Source organism: Phenylobacterium sp. (genome assembly GCF_031425575.1).
Lineage (GTDB): Bacteria > Pseudomonadota > Alphaproteobacteria > Caulobacterales > Caulobacteraceae > Phenylobacterium.
Genome location: NZ_JANPJP010000235.1, coordinates 1 through 6,017 on the forward strand (window position 1 = coordinate 1; position 6,017 = coordinate 6,017).

At 66.5% G+C, this 6,017-nt stretch carries 6 protein-coding genes; 3 read left to right on the top strand and 3 right to left on the bottom strand.

Annotated features, from left to right (window positions below):
* Positions 1-258: 258 nt before the first annotated feature.
* Positions 259-1,119, top strand: a complete 861-nt coding sequence (locus RMO97_RS13080) for a crotonase/enoyl-CoA hydratase family protein (RefSeq protein WP_310541497.1) — start codon at positions 259-261, stop codon at positions 1,117-1,119.
* Between the two features lie 3 nt (positions 1,120-1,122).
* Here RMO97_RS13080 and RMO97_RS13085 read toward each other — a convergent pair whose 3' ends face one another.
* The 3 genes from RMO97_RS13085 to RMO97_RS13095 all read right to left on the bottom strand — a co-directional run bounded on the left by RMO97_RS13085 (position 1,123) and on the right by RMO97_RS13095 (position 4,070).
* Entirely contained in the window at positions 1,123-2,337 is a 1,215-nt protein-coding gene (locus RMO97_RS13085; protein ID WP_310541498.1) for a pentapeptide repeat-containing protein, read from the bottom strand.
* 97 nt (positions 2,338-2,434) lie between these two features.
* Positions 2,435-3,391: a magnesium transporter CorA family protein gene (locus tag RMO97_RS13090; protein ID WP_310541499.1), complete on the bottom strand. Its 957-nt coding sequence runs from the start codon at positions 3,389-3,391 to the stop codon at positions 2,435-2,437.
* Positions 3,392-3,395: 4 nt separating this feature from the next.
* Positions 3,396-4,070, bottom strand: coding sequence for a CHAP domain-containing protein (locus tag RMO97_RS13095; protein WP_304775268.1), 675 nt, complete (start codon positions 4,068-4,070; stop codon positions 3,396-3,398).
* Positions 4,071-4,655: 585 nt separating this feature from the next.
* On the opposite strand from RMO97_RS13095, the gene RMO97_RS13100 reads away from it, so the two are divergent.
* Positions 4,656-5,480, top strand: a complete 825-nt coding sequence (locus RMO97_RS13100) for a TerC family protein (protein WP_305336665.1) — start codon at positions 4,656-4,658, stop codon at positions 5,478-5,480.
* 100 nt (positions 5,481-5,580) lie between these two features.
* The coding region (locus RMO97_RS13105; protein ID WP_310541500.1) for an MFS transporter at positions 5,581-6,017 on the top strand (437 nt) is incomplete at its 3' end.

Below are 6,017 nucleotides of genomic sequence, written 5' to 3' on the forward strand. Positions count from 1 at the left end.
CCCCCCACCCGTCGGCCACCTTTGGTGTGGTTGGTGTGGTTCGTGGAAAATCTTTTGTATCTCGGCGGCCTCGGGGCGGGAAGAGGGGGGACCACGAACAACACGAACCACACGCACGCGGGTCATTATCGAAAGCCGGAGTTGAAGCTGGGTCCCGGCCTTGACTGCTTCGCGCCGCCCTTCGGGTCGCCGGGATGAGCGGGGGTTTGCCTTCCACCGCGTCAGGGGCCGATGATGTTTCCAACGAGAGGAAACACCATGACCGACGTCACCACCGCGCAATTCGCCTGCTTCAACGTCACCATCGAGGGCGGGGTCGCCCATATCCAGCTCAAGCGCCCGGAGGCCATGAACTCCATGAGCCGGGAGTTCTGGAACGAGCTGCCGGTGATCGTGAAGGACATCGACCACAACGCCCGGGCCCGCTGCATCGTCATCAGCTCCACGGGCAAGCACTTCTCGGCGGGCATGGACCTGGCGGTGTTCGGCGGCGGGGGTTCGACCTCGGCCAACCAAGTGCAGGACAGGCACATCAACGCCGAGCAGCAGCGGCATCATATCCTGTGGCTGCAGGACTGCTTCGGCTGCCTGGACGATGCGCGGATCCCGGTGATCGTGGCGATCCAGGGCGGCTGCATCGGGGGGGCGGTCGACATGACCAGCGCCTGCGACATCCGCTACGCCACCGAGGACGCCTTCTTCTGCATCCAGGAGATCAATATCGGCATGACCGCCGATGTCGGCACCTTCCCCAGGCTCTGCAAGCTGATCCCCGAGGGCTGGGTGCGCGAGATGGCCTATACCGGCCGCCGCATGCCCGCCCAGAAGGCCAAGGAGATCGGCTGGGTCAACGAGGTGTTCCCGACCCACGGGGCCTGCGTCGACCACGCCCTGGTGACGGCCCGCGAGATCGCCTCCAAGGCGCCCCTGGCCGTGACGGGCTCGAAGGTGATGATCAACTACGCCCGCGACCACACCCTCAAGGACGGCCTGGACTATATCGCCGTCTGGCAGACCGGCATGTTCTCCGGCGCCCATATGGGCGAGGCCTTCACCGCCAAGGCCGAGAAGCGCGACCCGGTGTTCCAGGATCTGCAGCCCCTGAAGCACGGGATGTAGCGGCTAGGCCTCCAGCTCAGCGCCCCGCAGGTTGCAGCCGTCGAGCTTGGCGCCGGCCAGGTCGGCTTCCAGGAAGCGGGCGCGGGGGGCCGAGGCGCCGGTGAAGTCGGCGCCGCGCAGGATGGCGCGCGACAGGTCGGTGCGCACCATGCGGCCGTCGTTGATGGAGAGCGGTCCCAGCTTGGCGCCGCGCAGGTTGGCCCGCGTCAGCAGGGCGTCGGTGAGCCGGGCCCCGCGCAGGTCGGCCATCCTGAGGTTCGCCCCGCGCAGGTCGCAGGCCGAGAGGTCGGCGCCCTGGAGCTGGACCCCCTGCAGATCCATGCCGAAGAAGATCGAGTTGGGGGCTGAGAGCCCGCTGAGCCTGCGCCCCTTCAAGCCGCCGGTCACGGAGCGGAAGTCGGTGTCGGGCAGGCGGACGGGCTTGCCGCGCTCGCCGGCGGAGTCGCAGAAGGCCTCGTGGGCGGCCAGGACCGTCTCCAGGGGCTTGTCGTCGATATAGACCGCCACCGCCGGCGCCTTCAGCACCCCGGTGAGGTCGGCGTTGTCGATGTTGGCGAAGCCGATGTCGCAGCCGACCATGATGGCCCGCTTGAGCGAGGCGCCCGACAGATCGGCGCCCGCCAGGTCCGCGCCGGTGAGGTTGGCCCCGTCCATCACCGCCTTGATCAGCTTGGCGCCGCCCAACGTGGCGCCCGAGAGATCGGCGTCGGTGAAGTCGGCGGCCATGGCCGACAGCCCGTGCATGTGGGCCCCGGCCAGGTTGGCGCCCGACAGCACCGCGAAGCTCAGCTCGCCCGGCCGCTCCTCGTGCTGCAGGATGCGGAAGCCCTCGGCCCTGTCCTGGAGGGCGATGCGGCCCTCCCGCAGGTCACAGCCCGAGAGGTCGGCGTGGGCGAGATTGGCGCCGCGCAGGCAGGCGCCCCGCAGATCGGCCTTGGAGAGGTCGGCCCGCCGCAGGTCGGTGTCACGCAGGTCGGCCCCGAACAGCACCGCGCCCGCAAGCTGGGTCCCCACCAGGGAGGCGCCGTTGAGCCGGGCGCCCGTCAGGTCGGCCTCGCGCAGGTCCAGCCCGTCGAGCTGCCGGTTGGTGAGGTCGACATAGGCCAGGTTGGCGCGGCGGCCGCCGCTACGGCCCTCGAGGAATCGCCGGTGCTTGTCCAGCGCCAGGCGCAGGCCATCGAGATCGAGCGGTCTGAGGACGAGGACGGCGGGCGGCATGGGGGCGCGGAAATTCCTGTATCCGCAATCTTCCCTCTTCGCGTTTAAGGAACCGTTGCGTCAATGCGCCGCAGGGTCGCGCGGCGGCGTCATCGCGTCAAAGCCAGCGCTTTTTCTTGAACCACAGGAAGGGGCCGACGCCGGCGATCACCATCAGGACCAGGGCCATAGGGTAGCCGAAACTCCAGGACAGCTCGGGCATGTGATGGAAGTTCATGCCGTAGATCGAGGCCACGAGGGTCGGTGGCATGAGGGCCACGGAGACCACGGAGAAGAACTTGATGATGCCGTTCTGCTCGATGTTGATCAGTCCGAGCGCCGCGTCCAGCAGGAAGGCGATCTGGGAGGCCAGGGATCCCGCATGCTCGTTGAGCGAGCCGATGTCGTGCTGCACCGAGGTGAGGTGGGCGCGGGGGGCCGGGGCGGCGGCGATTTCCGGGGCGAGACCGGCGAAGCTGGTCAGACGGCCCAGGCTGACCAGGCTGGTGCGGGCCATGGCCACCACCGACTGGGTGCGGGCCAGGCCCGTCAGCAGAGGTTCGAAGGCCCCGCCGTGGGGACGATCGAAGATGGCGTTGGAGCTTTCCTGCACCGCCGTGGAGCCAGCCTCCAGCACATAGGCCAGGCGCTCGACAATGGCGTCCAGCAGCTCCAGCATCACCTCGGCCCCGTTGGTGAGGTCGGGGTTGTCGGCGGCGCGCACAGTGAAGACAGTGAAGGCCTTGAAGTCCACATAGCGGATGGTCACCAGGACCCCGCGGGCGAGCACGAAGGTCACGGGCGCTGAGGTCGGGTGGTCGCCCTGGCTGTGGGCCAGCAGGGTGGCGGTGAGGAAGGTGGCCTTGTCTTCCTGATAGAGGCGTGACGAGGGCTCGATCTGCGCCATCTCCTCCCGGGTGGGGAGATCGACCCCAAGCACGCGCTCGACCGCCAGCTCCTCCTCGCGAGTGGGGTTAAGCAGGTCGATCCAGATGGCGTCGGCGGGCAGGACCCAGTTCTCGCCGGGCGTCTCGGTCGTGGAGGCCGAAACGCTACGGCGGATCAGGTTCAGCATCAGCCTATTTGGCTTCGGACGAGCCTTGGGTCGCGGCCATGATCAGGGCGGCGATCTTGTCGGTGGAGTCGGCCGCCTGGCTGAGCATCGAGAAAGGACCGGCGCCGGGACGGACGGCCTGGGCCATCTGGGTGGCGGCGCCCTGGGCCATGGCGACGGCGGTGTTGCCGGCGGCGTTCAGACCGGAATTGGCCACGCGCTGGGCGTGGGTGTCCTGGTAGATGAAGCCGTGGGTGGGGTAGGTGGTCGAGCCGAGGTCGCGGATGGGATCGTACCAGACCTTGACCTGGGACCAGTCGCCGGCCGGCGAGACGTCGATCACGGTGACGTCCTTTTCGACCTGGCCCCGAGTCCCGCCGATGCGCGACCAGTTGGCGTGGGTGATCTGGATGACCCGGTCGGTGAGCACCTGGCTGACCACGGCCACGTGGCCGAGCTGCATCTTGCCGTTGGGCTTGAAGCAGAGAACCGCGCCGGCCTTGGGAGAGAAACCCGTCTCGTACTTGCCGGCGGCCTGCTTCCACCAGGTCCAGGCGTCGCCAAAGATCTGGACGCCGGAGATCAGGCGGGCGAAGGGCACGCACTGCCAGTAGGTGTCAGCCACCGCGCCAACAGGCGCGAGCGTCAAAACCGCTATGGCGGCCAGGGAACCCAGGACGGTTCTGGTCCGTTTCAGCATGTTAAGAGGAACTCCCCACGCGAACTGCGATTAGGGATACTCACCCGCGGCGCGAAAGCAAAGAGCTTTTCCACGCGTGCGGCGGAAGGTCGCCGAGTCTCCCACAGGAAATTCCATAGCTTCACCCGTCCGTCACACGGCCTAAGGGCAAGATTGACTATGCAACGATGAAGTCAAAAGGTTAAAGTTAGGGAAACTAATCCCGATTTTTGGCCTTGCGCTCCGTTATTAAGCTGGCGACCCGCGCCACCTACACTCTTAGATACTGTATTTTTTCTGGATACTGCTTTCGAAGCCGGCGGATGAAACAAACCGAAACAGACGAACGCGCCGTCTCCCAAGACCTCGACGCCGGTTGCGACGCGCCGCCCCAAGAAGAGACGCGGGACCTCGTGACGGGTCACATTTCGGGCATCGACCGGCATTTCGCCTTCGTCAGGGTCGTCCGGCGCCCGCAAAAGCGGCGCCGTGGGCATGCCGCTGGGGGCGACTCAGATTTCCCACCGGATTTTGAGAACCATTCGCAGTAGTCGAGGGCCACGGATAGGCTAGAAGTTCGGGAACGTTCATCTTTCGAGGACCCTCATGGATAGCCTTATGACCCTGGCCGCCGATCCGGCCGCCTGGGCCGCCTTGATCACCCTCGTCGTCATGGAGGTGGTTCTCGGCATCGACAACCTGGTGTTCATCTCCATCCTGTCGAACAAGCTGCCGCTGGAACAACAGGCCAAGGCCCGCCGACTTGGCATCGCCCTGGCCCTGATCATGCGGCTGGCGCTGCTCTCCACCATCGCCTTCATCGTCGGCCTCACCGCCACGGTGTTCGAACTGCCCTGGACCGGACCGATCGGCGAAGATGGCAAGGCCATGTTCGAGCTGGCCTTCTCCTGGCGCGACCTGATCCTGATCGCCGGCGGCCTGTTCCTGGTCTGGAAGGCCACGACCGAGGTCCACCACACCATGGACCCGACGCCCAGCCCCAACCTCCTCGACAAGGACGGCGTCATGGCGGCGGGCGTGACCATGAACTTCGGCGCCGCGATCGTTCAGATCCTGCTGCTGGACATGGTCTTCTCCATCGATTCGATCCTGACGGCGGTGGGCATGACCGATCACCTGCCGATCATGGTGATCGCCGTGGTGTTCGCCGTGGTGGTGATGCTGGTGGCCGCCGAGCCCCTGGCCAAGTTCATCAACGACAACCCCACCGTCGTGATGCTGGCCCTGGGCTTCCTGCTGATGATCGGGGCGACCCTGATCGCCGATGGTTTCGGGGTGCACGTGCCGAAGGGCTACATCTACGCGGCCATGGCCTTCTCGGGGCTGGTGGAAGCGCTGAACATGGCGTCGCGCCGCGCCCAGCAGCGAAAGGCCCAGGCTGCGATGGATAATTCCCAGAGCGTTCCGTAAGGTCCAGACAAGGGGGCGGCCGCATTTCCGTCCGCCCCCGGACGTTGCGAAAATAGAAAAAGATCATTAGGGGCGGCCCGTTCGCCGTCGGGAAACGGCCTTGAACGAACCTCACGTCTATAGTGACGACGAGCGCCGGCTGACGCTCATCTCGGTCATGATCGTGTTCCTGCTGTCGGCCATGAGCCAGACGATCGTCGGCACGGCCATGCCCCGGATCATCGCCGAGCTCTCGGGCCTGCACCTCTACGCCTGGGCCACCACCGCCTATCTTCTGGCCTCCACGGTCATGGTGCCGATCTGGGGCAAGCTGGGGGACCTCTACGGCCGCAAGCCCATCCTGCTGATCGGCATCGGCATCTTCCTGGCCGGCTCCTGGCTGGCGGGCCTGGCGGGAGAGTTCGGCGACCTGCCTCTGCTCGGCGGCGGCATGACCCAGCTGATCATCTTCCGCGCCGTCCAGGGCGTGGGGGGCGGGGCGCTGTTCACCACCGCCTTCGCCATCATCGCCGACCTGTTCGCGCCCCGCGAGCGGGC